At 47.3% G+C, this 20194-nt stretch carries 12 protein-coding genes, 1 tRNA gene and 3 rRNA genes; all 16 read right to left on the reverse strand.

Annotated elements, in window-relative coordinates; genetic code table 11:
- Positions 1-36 precede the first annotated feature (36 nt).
- The 16 genes from ispF to ligA all read right to left on the reverse strand — a co-directional run bounded on the left by ispF (position 37) and on the right by ligA (position 20160).
- Entirely contained in the window at positions 37-513 is a 477-nt protein-coding gene (ispF, locus tag ACUUJN_RS23655) for a 2-C-methyl-D-erythritol 2,4-cyclodiphosphate synthase (RefSeq protein ID WP_023990567.1), read from the reverse strand.
- Positions 510-1208, reverse strand: coding sequence for a 2-C-methyl-D-erythritol 4-phosphate cytidylyltransferase (gene ispD, locus ACUUJN_RS23660; RefSeq protein WP_053326187.1), 699 nt, complete (start codon positions 1206-1208; stop codon positions 510-512). Before ispD ends, ispF begins: the two co-directional genes overlap by 4 nt.
- A gap of 70 nt (positions 1209-1278) precedes the next feature.
- Positions 1279-2364, reverse strand: coding sequence for a PIN/TRAM domain-containing protein (locus tag ACUUJN_RS23665; protein ID WP_023990569.1), 1086 nt, complete (start codon positions 2362-2364; stop codon positions 1279-1281).
- A gap of 194 nt (positions 2365-2558) precedes the next feature.
- Positions 2559-3311, reverse strand: coding sequence for a CDP-diacylglycerol--serine O-phosphatidyltransferase (gene pssA / locus ACUUJN_RS23670; RefSeq protein ID WP_071558182.1), 753 nt, complete (start codon positions 3309-3311; stop codon positions 2559-2561).
- Between the two features lie 54 nt (positions 3312-3365).
- Positions 3366-4442, reverse strand: a complete 1077-nt coding sequence (gene disA / locus ACUUJN_RS23675; protein WP_013373290.1) for a DNA integrity scanning diadenylate cyclase DisA — start codon at positions 4440-4442, stop codon at positions 3366-3368.
- Positions 4443-4454: 12 nt separating this feature from the next.
- Positions 4455-5828 (reverse strand): DNA repair protein RadA, encoded by a 1374-nt coding sequence (gene radA, locus ACUUJN_RS23680; RefSeq protein WP_013312184.1) that lies wholly within the window; start codon positions 5826-5828, stop codon positions 4455-4457.
- Between the two features lie 240 nt (positions 5829-6068).
- Positions 6069-8513 carry an ATP-dependent protease ATP-binding subunit ClpC gene (gene clpC, locus ACUUJN_RS23685; RefSeq protein ID WP_023990572.1) on the reverse strand — a complete coding sequence of 815 codons (2445 nt, stop codon included), beginning with the start codon at positions 8511-8513 and terminating at the stop codon, positions 6069-6071.
- 44 nt (positions 8514-8557) lie between these two features.
- Positions 8558-9622, reverse strand: a complete 1065-nt coding sequence (gene mcsB, locus ACUUJN_RS23690) for a protein-arginine kinase McsB (protein ID WP_023990573.1) — start codon at positions 9620-9622, stop codon at positions 8558-8560.
- Between the two features lie 28 nt (positions 9623-9650).
- The gene (gene mcsA / locus ACUUJN_RS23695; protein ID WP_023990574.1) at positions 9651-10175 is read right to left on the reverse strand and encodes a protein-arginine kinase activator protein McsA; all 525 of its coding nucleotides are present in this window, start codon (positions 10173-10175) and stop codon (positions 9651-9653) included.
- Positions 10176-10244: 69 nt separating this feature from the next.
- Positions 10245-10709: a CtsR family transcriptional regulator gene (locus ACUUJN_RS23700; RefSeq protein ID WP_013312188.1), complete on the reverse strand. Its 465-nt coding sequence runs from the start codon at positions 10707-10709 to the stop codon at positions 10245-10247.
- A 540-nt stretch (positions 10710-11249) separates the two neighbouring features.
- Positions 11250-12437, reverse strand: a complete 1188-nt coding sequence (locus ACUUJN_RS23705; protein WP_484668985.1) for a GNAT family N-acetyltransferase — start codon at positions 12435-12437, stop codon at positions 11250-11252.
- A 163-nt stretch (positions 12438-12600) separates the two neighbouring features.
- Positions 12601-12717 (reverse strand): 5S ribosomal RNA (gene rrf, locus ACUUJN_RS23710).
- Between the two features lie 152 nt (positions 12718-12869).
- Positions 12870-15794 (reverse strand): 23S ribosomal RNA (locus tag ACUUJN_RS23715).
- 242 nt (positions 15795-16036) lie between these two features.
- Positions 16037-16112, reverse strand: a tRNA-Ala gene (locus ACUUJN_RS23720).
- Between the two features lie 98 nt (positions 16113-16210).
- Positions 16211-17766: ribosomal RNA gene (locus tag ACUUJN_RS23725) — 16S ribosomal RNA — on the reverse strand.
- The 16S, 23S and 5S rRNA genes sit together here with 1 tRNA gene alongside, the layout of an rRNA operon.
- A gap of 378 nt (positions 17767-18144) precedes the next feature.
- Positions 18145-20160 (reverse strand): NAD-dependent DNA ligase LigA, encoded by a 2016-nt coding sequence (ligA, locus tag ACUUJN_RS23730; protein ID WP_279835315.1) that lies wholly within the window; start codon positions 20158-20160, stop codon positions 18145-18147.
- Positions 20161-20194 lie beyond the last annotated feature (34 nt).

The raw sequence follows: 20194 nt of genomic DNA on the forward strand, positions 1-20194 counted from the left end.
ATCTCCTCCAAATTGAATTACTCAAGATGATAGCATTTACTTGATAAGACAGACAACCGATTGAGCCGCGATTCCTTCACCCCGTCCGGGAAACCCGAGTTGCTCTGTCGTGGTCGCCTTGACGTTCACCTGGGATAGCTCCTCTGCTTCCAGCGCCCGAGCGATGACTTCATTCATCTGCGGAATATACGATGCCATTTTGGGCTTTTGTGCGATAATCGTAGAATCAATATTCCCCAAGCGATATCCTCGCTCTTTAGCTAGTCCCCACACATGCTCCAGTAGCTTAAGACTGTCAGCATCCTTAAATTCTGGGTCGTTATCCGGAAAATGCTTCCCGATGTCTCCCAAGCCAAGCGCGCCCAAGATGGCATCGCTAATGGCATGTAGCAGCACGTCTGCATCGGAATGGCCCAACAAACCTTTTTCATACGGAATGTTTATACCTCCGATGATGCATGGCCTTCCTTCCACCAGCTGGTGGACGTCAAATCCTTGTCCCACTCTGATCACTTGATATCCTCTCCCTCTGTTTTTACCCATAACGCCGCCATATCCAAATCCTCAGGCGTAGTAATTTTGATGTTCTTGTAGCTGCCTTGAACGACAGTAACCGGAATTCCAAGCCGCTCTATCAGCATAGAATCATCTGTTCCCAAGAATCCCGACTGCTCCGCTTCCTCATAGGCTCGCAGCAGATCGGAAAGACGAAAAGTCTGTGGCGTTTGAATACTCCACAGACTTCGGCGATCCGGCGTTGCTGTAATGATACCATCCCCGTTCACTTGCTTGACTGTATCCTTTACAGGTACTGCTGCTACAGAAGCACCAGTACGCTGGGCTGCCTCAAGGCATGAACGTACAAGCTCAGGTTGAATTAGTGGACGCACACCATCATGCACCATCACCCAATCTGCTTGTAAGTGGCGCAGACCGCGATAAACCGAATGCTGGCGTTCACTGCCACCAGCCACCACCCGTACATTTTTACCGATTTTGTATTGATGAATCCAATCTCGGCAGCGTTCCACATCTCCTGTCCCAGTCACCATCACCATTTCATCCACTTCGGGCATAGCTGCGAATATTTCAAGTGTATGTATGAAGATGGGCTTGTCCCGCAAAAGCAGAAATTGCTTGCTCTCCTGCGTCCCCATACGGGAGCCGCGCCCTGCTGCCACAATGACAACTCCTACCCGATTGTTCATTCAAATAACTCCTGCCCTGATCGCACTTGGACGATCCGTATGATAACACATCTACTTCATCATACCGCGTTTATTGAGCTTTTTCCAATAATTTCGGTTTGGCAAAGATCATACGGCCGGCTGAGGTCTGAAGTACACTCGTGACCAGCACCTCCATCAGAGAGCCAATATAGTCACGTCCGCCTTCTACAACAATCATCGTGCCATCATCCAGATAGGCTACACCCTGCCCATGCTCCTTGCCGTCTTTAATAATCTGCACCATAATTTCCTCACCGGGCAGTACGACAGGCTTCACTGCATTCGCCAAATCGTTAATATTCAGCACTGATACACCTTGAAGTTCGCATACTTTATTCAGGTTAAAATCATTAGTTACAACTTTACCCTGTAACACCTTTGCCAGCTTAACCAACTTACTGTCGACCTCTGAAATTTCCTCAAAATCACCTTCGTAAATGAGTACATTTACATCCAGTTCTTTTTGGATTTTATTCAAAATATCCAGACCTCGCCGTCCACGATTACGCTTAAGTAAATCTGATGAATCTGCAATATGCTGAAGCTCCTCCAGCACAAATTCAGGAATTACAATTGTTCCTTCAATAAAACCTGTCTTGCAAATATCCGCAATACGCCCATCTATAATGACGCTGGTGTCCAATATTTTATGTTCCTCCAGCTTGCGTTCTTCTACACCCGTTCCCCGACCAAAAAAACCAGAACTCCAAAAGGATGACAGCTCGTCCCGCTTTTCTAGCCCAACCATCAATCCTACATATCCGCATATCACGGTAACAGCCGTCTGGATAAGTTGACCCGGGGCCCCCAACCATGAAAAAAGCGGGTAAACTGCTAAGGAAAGTATCAATCCCACCGCTAAACCAATCACACCTGCCATCATCTCGTTCATCGGAATTCGTACCAAGCCTTCAATGCCCTGCTGCAACCGATTCGCCACGGATGCCCCTGCGAATGAACACCCAGCCATAAATAGCACTGCTCCCGCCATCATCCAAACAATCATTCCTGGTAAAGACCCATCACTCAACCATTGCGGCATCCACGTTACAATGCCTCCTACCCGCTGGTATAACGTATAGCCAAACCATGCTCCGCACAATCCTGTAAAAGTTAAAATAGCCTTTCTCCACATTGAGTCTCTATACCTCCTTTATTTTCTTTTCATATAGTCTGCTATTTATTGGATACATAGCATTTCTCTTACCAGTATGATCCATTTTCATCATAACTAACCCTGTGTTTTCACTTTTTATGCATAAAAAAAAAGCATTTATCTCCCTGAAATGCTTCAAGGAAATAAATGCTTATTCTTATTCTTGCTTGATACTAACGCTGTGAATGACGATATTGATCGTCCTGTTCTTCCTGACTGGAACGCTCCCGACCACGTCCACGTCCACGTCTGCGTGACAGCTTACGAATGTTCAGCTTCATGCCATACAATGCATACAGCACCAGCGGTACAAAAATCAGCTTCGACAGCTGGTCAGGGAATTTAACAGCCAACACCACCGCTGCAATTACGACCCATGGAGCAACCCAGATCGCTTTTTTGGGGAGGCCGACCTTTTTAAAATTAGGATATCTCATGGAGCTGACCATCAAATAAGAAACCAGCAACATGGCAATCGACATGTATAACAATGAAATATCGTTATGGAATAAGGACAAAGTGGCTAATACGCCACCTGCTGCCGGAATTGGCAAACCCGTAAAATAACCTGGTACACCAGGACGTACGTTAAATCGAGCCAAACGCAACGCTCCGCACATCGGGAAAATGGCAGTAACCGTCCAAGCGAGAGCCGAATTCGCATCATGAAAAGCAACCATGTACATAATAACTGCGGGAGCAACACCAAAAGATATCATATCTGATAAGGAGTCCAGTTCTTTACCGAATTCGCTTTGGGCATTCAGGACCCGGGCCATCCTTCCATCCAGTCCGTCCAACAACATGGCGACAATAACCATAATAGCGGCAAGACTGTATTTTCCGTCTACAGCCAATAAAATGGCGATCATTCCGAGAAACAAGTTACCTAAGGTACACATGTTCGGAATTGATTTGGTAATCATCTCTTCACCTCAATGTATGAATTGTTCCATTATAATCCTTTCACTGTATTACATTTACATTTGCCTGTCAATGAAAACTTGTTCCTGCAAACGTTTAAGACCTTCTTTAATCGTACGCGCACGAACCTCTCCAATACCATCCACTTCATCCAGTTCTTCTATCGTTGCTGTCATGACATGCGGAAAACGTCCAAACCGCTCCACCAGATTATGAATAATCACATTCGGCAAACGCGGTATCTTGTTCAGTACCCGATAGCCGCGTGCAGCAATATACTCTTCTGATGTCGCAGCTGAAGAAGGGTAGCCTAGTAAACGTACAATATGATTCACATCCAACAATTCGTCGTCCGTAGAACGTTTGAGTCCCAATATAATTTCACGAATTTTCTCGTCGCTATCGTCTTTGGCATAATCCTTATACAGCAACCATGCTTCTTCCTCAATGTTGCTGACAAGCTCTTCCATCTGCATACTAATCAGACGGCCCTCATTTCCGAGCTCGTTAATAAATCGTTTGATCTCCATTTTGATGCGCAGTACCATTTCGATCCGCTGGATGACATTAACGACCTCCGGCATGGTAACCAGCTCTTCAAATTCAGACGCTGTCAAATTCGTAGAGGCTTGCCCCAACACGGATCTATATTTCTCTAACGTCTGAATAGCCTGATTGGCTTTCGTCAAAATAACCCCGATTTCCTTGAGGGCATACCGTAATGTCCCCTGATACAAGGTAATAATATTACGCCGCTGGGAAATAGAAACCACTAGTTTGCCAGTCTGCTTTGCAACTCGTTCTGCTGTCCGGTGCCGAATTCCTGTTTCAATTGAAGAAATGGAGGAGTCCGGAATCAGTTGCGTATTGGCATATAAAATTCGTTTTAAATCCTCGCTCAATATGATTGCGCCGTCCATTTTAGCCAACTCATACAAATAGTTCGGCGAAAAATCACAATTAATGGAGAAACCGCCATCCACGACTTCCATAACTTCTGGGCTATAGCCAACGACCAGAAGAGCACCCGTTTTGGCACGCAAAACGTTTTCCAACCCGTCGCGAAAGGGAGTTCCCGGTGCCACAAGCCGCAGCAAATCGTTCATTTTATCCAGTTGGCTCGCTTCTTTCATTCTCAATGCCCCCTAATCTAATGCGGCTGCCAGTGCATCTGCCACCGTTCCTACTCCTATAATTTGAATCCCTTTCGGATGTGTCCAGCCCTTCAAGCTTTTCTCCGGCATGATCACCCGTTTGAAACCTAGTTTCTCCGCTTCCCGTACTCGCTGTTCTGCTCGGGATACCGCACGCACCTCACCTGTCAGTCCCACCTCGCCAAAAATCACGTCGTACGGCTTGGTAGGAGCATCCCTAAAGCTGGAAGCAATGCTCACAGCTATAGCCAAATCCACCGCCGGTTCATCCAACTTCACGCCTCCAGCTACGTTGAGATAGGCGTCCTGGTTTTGCAAAAACATGCCCATCCGCTTTTCTAGCACGGCTATGATTAATCCCATTCGATGATGATCGACTCCTGTGCCCATTCGGCGCGGAGATGGAAAATGCGTAGCTGCAATCAATGCTTGCAGTTCAACCAATACAGGTCGGGTTCCTTCCATACTGGCTACAACAGTAGAACCCGCTACCCCCAGTGGTCGTTCAGACAGGAATAGTTCAGAAGGATTTGACACCTCACGCAAACCGCTTTCAGCCATTTCAAAAATACCAATTTCATTTGTAGAACCGAAACGGTTTTTAACTGCACGCAAAAGCCGATACGTATGATGACGCTCTCCTTCAAAATAAAGCACACAATCAACCATATGTTCCAACAAACGTGGACCTGCAATGGCCCCTTCCTTGGTCACATGTCCCACCAATACCGTAGCAATACCTAGCCCCTTGGCAATTCGCATAAAGCGTGAAGTACACTCCCGCACCTGAGCCACACTACCTGGTGCACTCGTCACCTCAGGCAAATATACGGTCTGTATCGAGTCGATGACCAAAAATTCCGGCTTCAAGCTGTCCACCGCTTCTTCAATCGTCTCCAAATTCGTCTCACATAATACGTATAGGCTGGGGGACAAGGCACCAAGCCGATCTGCACGTAGTTTCGTTTGACGGACAGATTCCTCACCAGACACGTACAGCACCTTTAAACCAGTTAAAGCCAGCTCATTAGATGTTTGCAGCATAAGCGTAGATTTACCGATTCCCGGATCACCGCCCACCAAAACGAGTGAACCCGGCACCACACCTCCACCGAGTACTCGATTCAATTCGCCAATTCCCGTCAAAATTCGTGTTTCTTTGCCACTCTCCACCTCTATAATAGGGAGTGGCTTGTCTTTTGTGCTATGAGTAAGAAGGGAAGACCCCATTCCTTGAGTTTTTACAACGCTTTCCGTTTCTTCGACCATGGAATTCCATGCCTGGCATCCAGGACATTTTCCGTACCATTTGGGCGATTCATAACCACATTCCGTACAGGAAAATTTAGTTTTCACTTTAGCCATACTTTATTCCTGGGCTCCTTATTGACGACGATAATGTCAAATTTATGTTCATACAGCCCAGAAAGAGCTGTAACAATAAAAGTTTACCATTGAAGCTTGGCGGACGTAAAGCAATATCACAAACTTTCCCAAAGCATTTACCCAACCATTTTACCGTGTTTTATACACAAAAAGGGTGTCTTCGCAATAGCTTTCCAGCCTGCGAGACACCCTTTTCTACTATTTATTTAGTAAACTGCTTTAGGACTTGGCAGATACATTATCCTTTTTCGTTACAGTCAATGCGCCATTCTCCTCATCAATGAAGAGAGAGTCACCTTTAGTAATGTTGCCAGTCAACAGTTCCTCGGACAGGCGATCTTCAATATGCTTCTGGATTGCACGACGCAATGGACGCGCACCATACGCTGGATCAAAGCCTTCCTTGGCAAGGAATTTTTTAGCGTTATCTGTCAACTCGAAGTCCACCTCATACTCATTCAGGCGCTTACGCAGCTCCTCAGACATGAGTGATACAATTTCGGCAATATGTTTTTCTTCGAGAGAATGGAAAACGATAATTTCATCAATCCGGTTCAAGAACTCAGGACGGAAGCTTTTCTTCAGTTCATCCATCACTTTGCCCTTCATATTATCGTAATCCGCCCCAGCGTCCACTACAGCTGTAAAACCAAGCGTGGAGTTACGTTTAATCGCCTGTGCACCAACATTAGATGTTAGGATGATGAGTGTGTTACGGAAATCGACGACACGACCTTTGGAATCTGTTAGACGACCATCTTCCAGCACTTGCAGAAGAATATTGAATACTTCTGGGTGTGCTTTTTCAATTTCATCCAGCAACACAACAGAGTATGGCTTACGACGTACCTTCTCAGTCAGTTGACCGCCTTCTTCATATCCAACATACCCTGGAGGTGCTCCTACCAGACGGGACGTGGAGTGCTTCTCCATATATTCGGACATATCAATACGGATAACCGCATTTTCATCTCCAAACATGGATTCAGCCAAGGCGCGTGCCAACTCTGTTTTACCAACCCCAGTTGGGCCGAGGAAAATAAAGGAACCGATTGGACGCTTCGGATCTTTCAGTCCGGCACGTGCCCGGCGAATCGCCCGGCTTACTGCCTTAACTGCTTCATCCTGTCCAATTACCCGCTCATGCAGCAACTCTTCCATATTCAACAAGCGGTGTGTTTCTTCCTCTTTCAGCTTGCTGACTGGAACACCTGTCCAGATTGCAACGACCTGAGCGATATCCTCTGGTGTAACTTCAGAATCTGTACGACCCTGTTGTTCTTTCCATTGGTTTTTCGTCACGTCTAGCTCTTCACGGATTTTTTGCTCTGTATCACGCAGCGCTGCCGCTTTTTCAAACTCCTGACTTTGTACCGCTGAATCCTTTTCCTTACGGATATCTTCCAGACGGTTTTCCAGCTGTTTCAGGTTTGGCGGTACAGTGTAAGAATTCAGCCTTACTTTGGAGCCCGCTTCATCAATAAGGTCAATAGCCTTATCTGGCAGGAAGCGGTCGGTGATATAACGATCTGACAATTTTACGGCCGCTTCAATAGCCTCATCTGTGATCTTTACACGGTGATGCGCTTCGTAACGGTCACGCAGACCATACAAGATTTGAATCGCCTCTTCTGGAGAAGGTTGATCCACTGTAATTGGTTGAAAACGACGTTCCAAGGCAGCATCTTTCTCAATATATTTGCGGTATTCATCGAGCGTGGTCGCACCGATGCATTGCAGCTCGCCACGTGCCAGAGCAGGCTTCAGGATGTTGGACGCATCAATTGCGCCTTCCGCTCCACCAGCACCAATCAGCGTATGCAGCTCATCAATGAACAACACGATATTACCCGCTTGACGAATCTCGTCCATAATTTTTTTCAAACGATCCTCGAATTCACCACGATACTTGGTGCCTGCTACCACAGACCCCATATCCAGTGTCATTACGCGCTTGTCACGCAACGTTTCGGGAATCTCATTTGCTATGATTTTTTGGGCCAATCCTTCGGCAATCGCCGTTTTACCTACCCCAGGCTCACCAATCAGAACCGGATTGTTCTTTGTACGGCGGCTGAGCACCTGAATTACGCGTTCAATTTCCTTGCTACGCCCAATAACAGGGTCCAGGTTGTTTTCCTTCGCAGATGCCGTCAGATCGCGTGCCAGACTGTCCAGAGTTGGCGTGCTGACATTAGCTGGAGCACCGTGATGACTGGAAACAGCCTCGCTGCTGCCGAGCAATTGAAGCACTTGCTGACGCGCTTTGTTCAGACTGATGCCCAAGTTGTTCAGTACACGTGCTGCTACGCCTTCGCCTTCACGAATAAGACCAAGCAAAATATGTTCTGTACCTACATAGGTATGACCCAGTTTGCGGGCTTCATCCATAGACAGTTCAATGACTTTTTTGGCGCGTGGAGTATAGGCAATGTTCGTCGGTTGCTCTTGACCGCGTCCAATCAGCGTTTCCACTTCATCCTGGATTTTTTCCAGTCCCAGCCCTAAACCGATTAAGGCTTTCGCGGCTATTCCTTCACCTTCACGAATGAGGCCTAGCAAAATGTGCTCTGTGCCAATGTTGTTGTGTCCCAATCGAACAGCTTCTTCCTGAGCCAAAGCAAGCACTTTCTGTGCACGTTCCGTAAATCTTCCAAACATCATATATCCTGCACCTCCACAGTGTGTATTTCAGATCATTCTATATATTAAAGGGTTGTGCCTAATTTTTGCCGGATCAGCTTCGCCCGGTACATATCGCGCTCTTCGGTATTCATTTTATCCCCAAAGCTTTTTTGCAGGAACCCGGGTTGTGTCATCACATTCAGCTCATTCATCGCTGCGGTGGAAGGACGCTCCAAAATTCCTAAATCTACGCCAAGACGTACATCGGATAGCCGCTGTGCAGCCTCCTTGGAATCCAATACTGCTGCATATGACAAAATACCGAATGAACGCATCACCCGATCTGTAATTCGCAGCATAGATTCATTCATTAGCCTTTCTCTGGCAGAACGCTCGTGCTCAATAATTTGTAGCACCACGCCATGTAGATTCTCAATAATCTCCGCTTCGGTTTGTCCCAGTGTAATCTGATTAGATACCTGAAACAAATTTCCGACCGCTTCGCTGCCTTCACCGTAAATGCCACGAACTGTAAGACCTACCTGTGAAACAGCAGACAATATACGATTGATTTGATGAGTCATAACTAATGCAGGCAAATGCATCATCACCGAAGCTCTCATACCTGTGCCGACATTCGTCGGACAACTGGTCAGAAAACCTCTCCGATCATCAAATGCATAATCAACATGCGCTTCAAATGCATCATCAATAACCATAGCGCGTTCCCAAGCTTCCCTAACCTGACATCCCGGATATAAGCACTGGATACGCAGATGATCCTCTTCGTTTATCATAACACTAACCGATTCATCATCGCTAATTAAAACAGCACCGTTACGAGATTCGTTCGCCAAATTTGGACTAATCAAATGCTTCTCAACCAGCACCTGCTTGTCGATCTCATCCAACTCGGATATTTTCAGCGTATGGAAAGTACCAAAACCGCCTAAATCATCATACTGAAGGATATCCGTCAAGCGTTGAAGTGCTTCTTCCGACTGCTGATTGGTAGCAAGCATGGGAAAAGGCAGATGCTGCAAGTTACGCGCAATTCTCACCCGGCTGCTAATGACAATCTCCGAATCCGCAGCATCACCACGCATCCAGTCACTTAGCGGCTTCTCCGTAAACCGAATATTGGGCATTACGCATCCCTCCTACTCTTCACAAACTTTACTCTTCAGTCATTTCTTTTTCAAGCTCTCTGATTTGATCCCTAAGCTCAGCAGCTGATTCAAATTCTTCCTGTACAATATGCTGTTGCATCTCTTTTTTCAAATCGTCAATTTGCCGTTTAACCTTCAGTCGGCCTCCAGTGCGAACCGGAACTTTACCAACATGATTCGTACTGCCATGCACACGCTTGAACAGAGGGTCCAGACGACTATCAAAATATTGATAGCACGACGGGCATCCGAAACGTCCCAGCTTACTAAACTGTGCATAGGTCATGCCACAATCCTTGCATTGCAGGTTCTGCGGACCACTGTGGCCTGGAGACTGGCTCTTTGTACTGGAGTCAAAATCCAGCATCCCCGACAACAAGCTATGAATCGAAAAGCCGTTAGGTGTTCCAGGGATCATCTCCCCTTTTTCCTTGGCACACGTCTCACAAATATGAAACTCTGTCTTTTCGCCATTCACAATTTTGGTGAAATGCAAAGTTGCCGGCCGCATATTACATTCTTGGCACAGCATAAAAGCACCTCCTTCAATGTCAGGATTTATACCAATCCCTACATCCAAACGTTAGTCTCTTTCCACACACTATTTGGTCGCCAGCAACGAAATCAGCATAGCCTTAAGCAATCTTGCTCGCAGTTGATCACGATAGGGAAGCTTCAGTAATAATGTATCCCTTGATAAAGCAGCCTTCATTAAATTAGCTTCCCTTTTGCTTAAAAAATGGGCTTCCTCTAACTGATAAATCAGTCCTTCGGCTGCCGATTGGCTTATTTCCTCCCCGATGCTCTGATGAAGATGTGTATGGATGGCATGCTGTGCAGGCAGCTGAATTCGCTGAATACGAATGTAGCCCCCGCCACCGCGTTTACTTTCCACCACATAGCCTTTTTCCAGCGTAAACCGGGTGCTAATTACATAATTAATTTGCGACGGCACGCAGGAAAAGCGGTCAGCCAGATCGTTGCGCTGAATCTCCACTAAACCTTGGGGACTTTCCAGCAATATACTCTTCAAATATTGTTCAATAATATCGGAAACATTGCGCATTTCATCATCCTCCACTAACGGAAACGCAAGTATTCAAGTACATTTCACGCTCCACAGAGTCCGCCGTATATTGAACTTAACCAAACGGTAAAGTCACGAATCTAAGCTGTATTCAGGCTATTGCCTGATCTACATCCATTGGAATTGTACCGTTTTGTCTCTAGTGTGGCCTTTATTTGCGATTAATCATACACTTCTCTTATGTTCATAAGAGTCAGCTCCTAACTATACGCAAATCATTTCGATCCTCATTTACTTCTTTGCTATCAAAATTACCTTATACAGCCAATCCATCAGCATAGTACTTCTATAGAATCACACGAGGTTTGATTGACTTTGACTTTCTTTGACTATATTCATATTATAGCACATTATTCATTTTTGCCAAGGGGTCAATACCATTTTTCGCAATCTAATTATGTTTTATACAATACCATAAAAAAACTCTTCCCATTACAGAAAGAGTTTTGAAAATTACGATAACCACGCAAGTCATGTTCTCTGAAAGATGGAGCCTAAGAAGAACTAAATGGGCCTTTATCAGAAAAAATCCAATAAGAACGTTTGTTTTACTGGTATTACACGTTTAAGGGCAGACACAGACTCATTGCTGCCTTCAATACGACCCCATTTATACAGATCATCAGCCTGCTGGTAGCCAAGCATCAGAGTCGTCAGTGACTGAATCCCAAGTTTCAAGTCAGCTACTATGGCGTTTTCAGATGAATAGCTTATATCCACTCTCTCCAAATGGCCTTGTCCTTTCGTCGTAATCGTTAATCTCCATAATCCATCATTCCATGGAGCATACCGATCTGTCAGACTTAAGGTTAAACTTGTTTCCTCTCCAATCTGCTCAAAAGGGTATCTCTTTACAAAAGCAGCTGCATCCACAATACGACCCATAAAATAAGGCACCGTTTCCTGTTGAATTCGTGGATCATCGAGTAAAAATGGCAGATTGTCATCTGCTGGAACGTAATTAAATTTACCTTGGGCTATCATTGAGTCATGATTTGCAAAATAAGTCCATAAAGCCCGACGAGCCGTCTCATTTTCATATACCAACTCATCACAATTCAACTGTTTATCTTCAATTTTGTATAGTGCATATCCCTGAGGATCGCCTGTTTCAGAGTAATATACCGCAGTTCGATAGTTCTCATTTAAAATCCGCTCTTGCCACCATTCCTTATCTCGTACCAGCGTGCCATTATAACGAGATGCATACGCTTGATACACTTGGTCCAGTTCTGAAATATCTTTGACATCGCGTTTGACTGTACCTTCTGTTTTAAGTTTTGTAGGGAATTTATCAATGGGAATGACGTACTTTTTATATTCAATATACGTTTCCCATCCAAATTTACGATAGAAGGCAAAGGAGAATGGATGCAGAAAAGAAAGGCTTTGTCCCGCAGACTTCATTTCTTCAAGCGCATGCGTCAACAAACGTGACACCATGCCTCCGCGACGCTTTTCTGGCCAAGTTGCCACACCAGCAATGCCTCCCATATCAAAAACCTGACCGTTTATGTATACCTGTAGCGGTAACAAAGTCAGTTTAGCATTCAAGTCATGTCCGTCGAATATTCCCCATGTTTGCTCCGGTTTGAATTTCTTCTTGGATTTTTCCAAATCTTCCTGGGACATTGTAAACTGAAAAGCATATTGAGATAATTCAATAGCCGCTTCAAATTCCTCACGTTGTAATTGCCTGATCTCCATAACTTCGTCACCTCGCTTGTATACTTGGGCATCCATAAAAAGATTATACACTTAGAGTGTGGCAAAGCCTCTTCCCTCTGTCAACCTTAGAAGCAGGTGGCCATCTAAAAACACATAAAAAAAGGATGATAATCTCATTGAGATTATCATCCTTTTCACTTTTGCTTGGCGACGTCCTACTCTCCCAGGACCCTGCGGTCCAAGTACCATCGGCGCTGGAGGGCTTAACGGTCGTGTTCGGGATGGGTACGTGTGGAACCCCTCCGCTATCGCCACCAAACATGAATTTACATCGTAAATTCTCCCGTACGGTTATTCGGTTCATCACTTATCGTGTGAATGAATAGCCATGCGCTTATTGTATGTCACTTGTACATACTTTCAAGGTTACACCCTGAAAACTGGATCCGAAACTCATTTGCGTTTTATTTTTAGGATAAGCCCTCGACCGATTAGTATTGGTCAGCTCCATGCATTACTGCACTTCCACCCCCAACCTATCTACCTCGTCGTCTTCAAGGGGTCTTACTAATTGGGAAATCTCATCTTGAGGGGGGCTTCACGCTTAGATGCTTTCAGCGCTTATCCCTTCCGTACATAGCTACCCAGCGGTGCTCCTGGCGGAACAACTGGTACACCAGCGGTACGTCCATCCCGGTCCTCTCGTACTAAGGACAGCTCCTCTCAAATTTCCTACGCCCACGACAGATAGGGACCGAACTGTCTCACGACGTTCTGAACCCAGCTCGCGTACCGCTTTAATGGGCGAACAGCCCAACCCTTGGGACCTACTTCAGCCCCAGGATGCGATGAGCCGACATCGAGGTGCCAAACCTCCCCGTCGATGTGGACTCTTGGGGGAGATAAGCCTGTTATCCCCAGGGTAGCTTTTATCCGTTGAGCGATGGCCCTTCCATGCGGTACCACCGGATCACTAAGCCCGACTTTCGTCCCTGCTCGACTTGTAGGTCTCGCAGTCAAGCTCCCTTCTGCCTTTGCACTCTTCGAATGATTTCCAACCATTCTGAGGGAACCTTGGGGCGCCTCCGTTACTCTTTAGGAGGCGACCGCCCCAGTCAAACTGCCCACCTGACACTGTCCTCGCACCGGATTACGGTACCAAGTTAGAACCTAGATACGATCAGGGTGGTATCCCAAGGATGCCTCCCTTCAAGCTGGCGCTCAAAGTTCTACGGCTCCCACCTATCCTGTACAGATCGTACCCAAATTCAATATCAAGCTGCAGTAAAGCTCCATGGGGTCTTTCCGTCTTGTCGCGGGTAACCTGCATCTTCACAGGTATTAAAATTTCACCGGATCTCTCGTTGAGACAGCGCCCAAGTCGTTACGCCATTCGTGCGGGTCAGAATTTACCTGACAAGGAATTTCGCTACCTTAGGACCGTTATAGTTACGGCCGCCGTTTACTGGGGCTTCGGTTCATAGCTTCGCCCGAAGGCTTACCACTCCCCTTAACCTTCCAGCACCGGGCAGGCGTCAGCCCGTATACTTCGCCTTGCGGCTTCGCACAGACCTGTGTTTTTGCTAAACAGTCGCTTGGGCCTTTTCACTGCGGCCCCCTCGGGCTATTCACCCTACCGAGGCACCCCTTCTCCCGAAGTTACGGGGTCATTTTGCCGAGTTCCTTAACGAGAGTTCTTCCGCGCGCCTTAGAATTCTCTTCTCGCCTACCTGTGTCGGTTTGCGGTACGGGCACCTTCTCCTGGCTAGAGGCTTTTCTTGGCAGTCTGAGATCATGACCTTCGCTACTACAATTTTCGCTCCCCATCACAGCCCAGCCTTACGATGTGCGGATTTGCCTACACACCAGCCTCACTGCTTAGACGGACATCCATCAGTCCGCGTCACTACCCTACTGCGTCACCCCATCGCTCATAACGGATTACGGTGGTACAGGAATTTCGACCTGTTGTCCTTCGACTACGCCTATCGGCCTCGCCTTAGGTCCCGACTTACCCTGAGCGGACGAACCTTCCTCAGGAACCCTTAGGCTTTCGGCGGATCTGATTCTCACAGATCTTTTCGTTACTCATACCGGCATTCTCACTTGAATGCAGTCCAGCGCTCCTTACGGTACACCTTCAACCCGCATTCAACGCTCCCCTACCCCTGATGCAAGCATCAAGCCATAGCTTCGGTGGTGTGTTTAGCCCCGTTACATTTTCGGCGCAGAGTCACTCGACCAGTGAGCTATTACGCACTCTTTCAATGGTGGCTGCTTCTAAGCCAACATCCTGGTTGTCTGTGCAACTCCACATCCTTTCCCACTTAACACACACTTGGGGACCTTAGCTGATGGTCTGGGCTGTTTCCCTTTCGACAATGGATCTTAGCACTCACTGTCTGACTCCCGGAACTAAATCTATGGCATTCGGAGTTTGACTGAGCTTGGTAACCCTTGCGGGCCCCGCACCCAATCAGTGCTCTACCTCCACGATTCTTTTTTCCGAGGCTAGCCCTAAAGCTATTTCGGGGAGAACCAGCTATCTCCGGGTTCGATTGGAATTTCTCCGCTACCCCCACCTCATCCCCGCATTTTTCAACATGCGTGGGTTCGGGCCTCCAGTGCGTGTTACCGCACCTTCACCCTGGACAGGGGTAGATCACCCGGTTTCGGGTCTACGTCCACGTACTCATTCGCCCTATTCAGACTCGCTTTCGCTGCGGCTTCAGCTCTTCACCTTAACCTTGCACGGGAACGTAACTCGCCGGTTCATTCTACAAAAGGCACGCCATCACCCATAGATCGGGCTCTGACTTCTTGTAAGCACACGGTTTCAGGATCTATTTCACTCCCCTTCCGGGGTGCTTTTCACCTTTCCCTCACGGTACTGCTTCACTATCGGTCGCCAGGGAGTATTTAGCCTTGGCAGATGGTCCTGCCGGATTCATACGGGGTTTCACGTGCCCCGCACTACTCGGGATCCGTCTCGGAGAGAACAAGTTTTGAACTACAGGGCTTTTACCTTCTCTGGCGGGCCTTTCCAGACCTCTTCATCTAACCGGTTCCTTTGTAACTCCATGTGAGACGTCCCACAACCCCAAGGAGCAAGCTCCTTGGTTTGGGCTAATCCGCGTTCGCTCGCCGCTACTGACGGAATCACTATTGTTTTCTCTTCCTCAGGGTACTTAGATGTTTCAGTTCCCCTGGTCTGCCTCTATTCTGCCTATGTATTCAGCAGAAAGTGACTGTCGATGAAGACAGCCGGGTTTCCCCATTCGGACATCCCCGGATCAAGGCTTGCTTACAGCTCCCCGAGGCCTTATCGTTGTTCGCCACGTCCTTCGTCGGCTCCTGGCGCCTAGGCATCCTCCGTGTGCTCTTTGTAGCTTAACCTAGACTTTTCTTTCAAAGAAAGAAAATGTCGATGTTCGATAAAGAATGATTTTTGCCAAAGGCAAAAGATTTTTCCTTACCTGCTACCTTTATTTCACTTGTTTACACAAGATCAGCTTAAAGGAATATTCTAAAACGCAATTTCGTTTCGGTATCCAGTTTTCAAGGTGCAAAGCTGTTTGATTATCAGTCAATCTCCAAAGAGTTAACGATTCTCATACAGTTTAAGATGAAATTGTAATTGGTGGAGCCAAGCGGGATCGAACCGCTGACCTCCTGCGTGCAAGGCAGGCGCTCTCCCAGCTGAGCTATGGCCCCTCACAAGTTCCATCAAAACTGAACAAATGGAATGATGATTTTTTGAAGCTTACGCTTCATATTTGAATGTTTCCGTTGCAGGAAACGATTCTCCATAGAAAGGAGGTGATCCAGCCGCACCTTCCGATACGGCTACCTTGTTACGACTTCACCCCAATCATCTACCCCACCTTCGGCGGCTGGCTCCCTTGCGGGTTACCCCACCGACTTCGGGTGTTGTAAACTCTCGTGGTGTGACGGGCGGTGTGTACAAGACCCGGGAACGTATTCACCGCGGCATGCTGATCCGCGATTACTAGCAATTCCGACTTCATGTAGGCGAGTTGCAGCCTACAATCCGAACTGAGACCGGCTTTTCTAGGATTGGCTCCACCTCGCGATTTCGCTTCCCGTTGTACCGGCCATTGTAGTACGTGTGTAGCCCAGGTCATAAGGGGCATGATGATTTGACGTCATCCCCACCTTCCTCCGGTTTGTCACCGGCAGTCTGCTTAGAGTGCCCAGCTTGACCTGCTGGCAACTAAGCATAAGGGTTGCGCTCGTTGCGGGACTTAACCCAACATCTCACGACACGAGCTGACGACAACCATGCACCACCTGTCTCCTCTGTCCCGAAGGAAAGGTCTATCTCTAGACCGGTCAGAGGGATGTCAAGACCTGGTAAGGTTCTTCGCGTTGCTTCGAATTAAACCACATACTCCACTGCTTGTGCGGGTCCCCGTCAATTCCTTTGAGTTTCAGTCTTGCGACCGTACTCCCCAGGCGGAATGCTTAATGTGTTAACTTCGGCACCAAGGGTATCGAAACCCCTAACACCTAGCATTCATCGTTTACGGCGTGGACTACCAGGGTATCTAATCCTGTTTGCTCCCCACGCTTTCGCGCCTCAGCGTCAGTTACAGCCCAGAGAGTCGCCTTCGCCACTGGTGTTCCTCCACATATCTACGCATTTCACCGCTACACGTGGAATTCCACTCTCCTCTTCTGCACTCAAGCTCCCCAGTTTCCAGTGCGACCCGAAGTTGAGCCTCGGGATTAAACACCAGACTTAAAGAGCCGCCTGCGCGCGCTTTACGCCCAATAATTCCGGACAACGCTTGCCCCCTACGTATTACCGCGGCTGCTGGCACGTAGTTAGCCGGGGCTTTCTTCTCAGGTACCGTCACTCTTGTAGCAGTTACTCTACAAGACGTTCTTCCCTGGCAACAGAGCTTTACGATCCGAAAACCTTCATCACTCACGCGGCGTTGCTCCGTCAGGCTTTCGCCCATTGCGGAAGATTCCCTACTGCTGCCTCCCGTAGGAGTCTGGGCCGTGTCTCAGTCCCAGTGTGGCCGATCACCCTCTCAGGTCGGCTACGCATCGTCGCCTTGGTAGGCCTTTACCCCACCAACTAGCTAATGCGCCGCAGGCCCATCCACAAGTGACAGATTGCTCCGTCTTTCCTCCTTCTCCCATGCAGGAAAAGGATGTATCGGGTATTAGCTACCGTTTCCGGTAGTTATCCCTGTCTTGTGGGCAGGTTGCCTACGTGTTACTCACCCGTCCGCCGCTAGGTTGATTAGAAGCAAGCTTCTAATCAACCCCGCTCGACTTGCATGTATTAGGCACGCCGCCAGCGTTCGTCCTGAGCCAGGATCAAACTCTCCATTAAAGACCAACCGAAGTTGGTTTATAGAAAGAGCGATAAGCTCATTTTTAATGCTAGCGATCCTTCTTTATAAAAGAAGAAATCTTTATTTCATCATCCATTTGTTCAGTTTTCAAAGAACTTGTCTGTTCTCGTTCGTTCAACGAGTCAGGAATTAGATCATACCATGTGAGTTGCTTTCTTGTCAAATCTTTTTTTGATTATCTTTTCAGCAACCTCGCTTCAAGAAATGTTATTCTCAAAGCAACGTCTAATAATATATCATGCCTAAAGTTATTTAGCAAGCATTTATTTATATCTATTTTATTTCCTACGATACAACAGATAATAAGGCAGCCACCCCGCCCCAGAGCGGAATGACTGCACTCATTGCAAAACTATTTATTCTTGTTCCAGCAGTCTGATAAATTCATCCTCATCTTCTATGGTGTCAATTCCGAGCTGTTGGGCCTTAGCCAGCTTACTCCCAGCCTTTTCACCAGCTATGACTAGATCCGTCTTTTTCGATACAGACCCCGCAACTTTGGCTCCAAGCGCCTCCAGCTTGGATACAGCTTCTTCACGCGTAAGCTGATGCAAGGTACCTGTAAGCACGACCGTTTTGCTACTGAAAAAGCTGTCTGTCTTCTTCTCCTGTGGAGCTTCAGGGGCTTGAGCTTTCACCCCTAGAGACAGCATCTTTTCAATTCCCGCCTGAGTAAATGGATCGGCAAAGAAAGCCACAATGCTTTCGGCTACAATCCCGCCTACATCCGGTAGTTCTATCAGTTCTTCCACCGTAGCGGACATCGTCTTGTGCAAATCACGGTAATGTTCAGCCAACATACGTGTTGTCGCTTTACCGGTATTCGGTATACCCAGAGCATAAAGGAAAGAAGCCAAATCTCTCTCTTTACTCTTTTCTAGTGCCGCCAAGAGGTTACTGGCCTTTTTCTCACCAAACCGCTCCAGCTTCACAAGATCATCATATTGGAGTGTATACAGATCCGCAGGCTCGCGCACTTCCAGTTCGTCATGTAGCTGTATGGCCGTTTTGTCACTGAATGTCTCAATATCCATAGCATCACGTGAAGCAAAATGGGAAATACGAGCCACAATTTGTGGTTTACACCCCAGCTTATTGTCGCAAAACAAATGGGCACCTCGCTGCTGCAACGGAAACCCGCAGGCTGGACAATGATCTGGTACGACAATTTCCTCACCGTCGTTCTCAGACGTTACCTTTCCTAATATCTCCGGAATGACATCGTTTGAGCGACGGATAAACACACGTGCCCCCAAAGCAAACTTCAGGTTTTTGCGCTCAATGTCACCAGCATTGTTCAGTGTACAATTTTGTACAGTGACTCCCGCCAGCTCTACCGGCTCTACCCTTGCAAGTGGGGTGATTTTACCGGTTCGTCCTACATTCCACTCAACCGAGTTAAGCACCGTTGTCGTTTCCTCAGCTTCGAACTTATATGCCACCGCCCAGCGTGGGAATTTATCGGTATACCCGAGAGCCTCACGTGTGCGCATATCTGTAATTTTCAATACTGCCCCATCAATGAGATAATCCAATCCGGCACGAGATTCTTCAATCTCAATCAGTTGCTCCATTACATCTTCAAAATTATCAAAGTAAGTCAGGTAAGGGTTTACCTTAAAATGATTTTCACGCAGGAAAGTCATCATTTCCTGGTGGCTGTCAAATTGGATACGGTCTGCATATCCCACATTGTAGAAAAATGCATTCAATCGTCGTTCAGCTGTCACTTTGGGATTCAAGTTACGCAAAGCGCCAGCTGCGGCGTTGCGTGCATTTTTAAGAGGGTCCACGGCAGTCTCATTATATTTGGACAATACAGAGAGATTCATTATCCCTTCTCCCTGTACTTCAATTGTTCCATTTCGAAAAGGAATTGTAAGTGGTACGGATTTAATCGTCTTCACCTGTGCCAGTATTCCCTCACCCACAACGCCATTACCGCGGGTGGAAGCCTGTACCAGCTGTCCATCTGTATACGTCAGGTTCAGCGTCAGTCCATCAAATTTAAGTTCTATTGCATAGCCTGGAGATGGCAAAGGTTGCTCCGGGTTCTTGGTATTGTAATCATTGACCAGTTTAACAACACGCGCGTTCCATGCACGCAGCTGTTCCATATTCTGAGCTTTATCAAGGCTCCATAATGGGGCAAGGTGGCGATGCGGTGTGAAACCTTTGAGTAACTCCCCACCCACACGCTGTGTCGGCGAATCCGGCAGCACAAGACCGCTCGTCTGTTCAAGCGCTACCAGCTCGTCATAAAGCACATCATATTCTTTGTCGCTGATCTTGGGTTCATCCAGTGTGTAGTAATGATAGTTATATGTGTTCAGTTCAGCAACAAGCTGCTCCATCCTGTGCATTGGGTTCATGCAGGCGTATCCCTCCGGGAACTTCATCAGGGCA

It is taken from the genome of Paenibacillus sp. LRG-1 (assembly GCF_057220305.1).

What these genes read in the sequence shown, in the direction of transcription:
- ispD (WP_053326187.1), bottom strand. Translation starts at nt 1,208, where the DNA reads ATGAACAATCGGGTAGGAGTTGTCATTGTGGCAGCAGGGCGCGGCTCC.
- ACUUJN_RS23665 (WP_023990569.1), bottom strand. Translation starts at nt 2,364, where the DNA reads ATGTGGAGAAAGGCTATTTTAACTTTTACAGGATTGTGCGGAGCATGG.
- pssA (WP_071558182.1), bottom strand. Translation starts at nt 3,311, where the DNA reads ATGATTACCAAATCAATTCCGAACATGTGTACCTTAGGTAACTTGTTT.
- disA (WP_013373290.1), bottom strand. Translation starts at nt 4,442, where the DNA reads ATGAAAGAAGCGAGCCAACTGGATAAAATGAACGATTTGCTGCGGCTT.
- radA (WP_013312184.1), bottom strand. Translation starts at nt 5,828, where the DNA reads ATGGCTAAAGTGAAAACTAAATTTTCCTGTACGGAATGTGGTTATGAA.
- clpC (WP_023990572.1), bottom strand. Translation starts at nt 8,513, where the DNA reads ATGATGTTTGGAAGATTTACGGAACGTGCACAGAAAGTGCTTGCTTTG.
- mcsB (WP_023990573.1), bottom strand. Translation starts at nt 9,622, where the DNA reads ATGCCCAATATTCGGTTTACGGAGAAGCCGCTAAGTGACTGGATGCGT.
- mcsA (WP_023990574.1), bottom strand. Translation starts at nt 10,175, where the DNA reads ATGCTGTGCCAAGAATGTAATATGCGGCCGGCAACTTTGCATTTCACC.
- ACUUJN_RS23700 (WP_013312188.1), bottom strand. Translation starts at nt 10,709, where the DNA reads ATGCGCAATGTTTCCGATATTATTGAACAATATTTGAAGAGTATATTG.
- ACUUJN_RS23705 (WP_484668985.1), bottom strand. Translation starts at nt 12,437, where the DNA reads ATGGAGATCAGGCAATTACAACGTGAGGAATTTGAAGCGGCTATTGAA.
- ligA (WP_279835315.1), bottom strand. Translation starts at nt 20,160, where the DNA reads ATGAACCCAATGCACAGGATGGAGCAGCTTGTTGCTGAACTGAACACA.